The following is a 395-nucleotide window of genomic DNA, read 5'->3' as shown; positions in this document are numbered from 1 at the left end:
GCCAACGACCCCAGAAGATCACCGCCCGCGGCCCGGGGCACATGGTGCACCTGGATGTGAAGAAGATCGGGAAGATCCCAGACGGGGGCGGCTGGCGTGCTCACGGACGTGACAGTGAAGCAGGCCGTGCTTCCAAGCGCGGGCCTGGCCGGCGGGTCGGCTACACCTACCTGCACTCGGCGATCGACGGGTACACCCGCCTGGCCTACACCGAGGCGTTGGAGGACGAGAAGGCGGTGACCACGATCGGGTTCTTCTGCCGGGCCCGCGCGTTCTTCGCCGCCCACGGCATCACCGTGGACCGGGTGGTCACGGACAACGGGAACAACTACCGGGCCGTGGACTTCACCGCCAAGGTGGTCTCGCTCGGGGGCCGGCACCACCGGATCCGCCCC

At 69.1% G+C, this 395-nt stretch carries 1 protein-coding gene; it reads left to right on the top strand.

The genetic code is table 11. From position 1 onward, the window contains the following. A partial coding sequence (locus NR073_RS11050) for a DDE-type integrase/transposase/recombinase (protein ID WP_256748844.1) occupies positions 1-395 on the top strand: 395 nt, incomplete at both ends.

The sequence above is a fragment of the Micrococcus sp. Mcc28 genome, assembly GCF_024519775.1.
Classification (GTDB): Bacteria; Actinomycetota; Actinomycetes; order Actinomycetales; family Micrococcaceae; genus Micrococcus; species Micrococcus luteus.
This window is presented reverse-complemented; position numbering and strand designations above follow the sequence as displayed.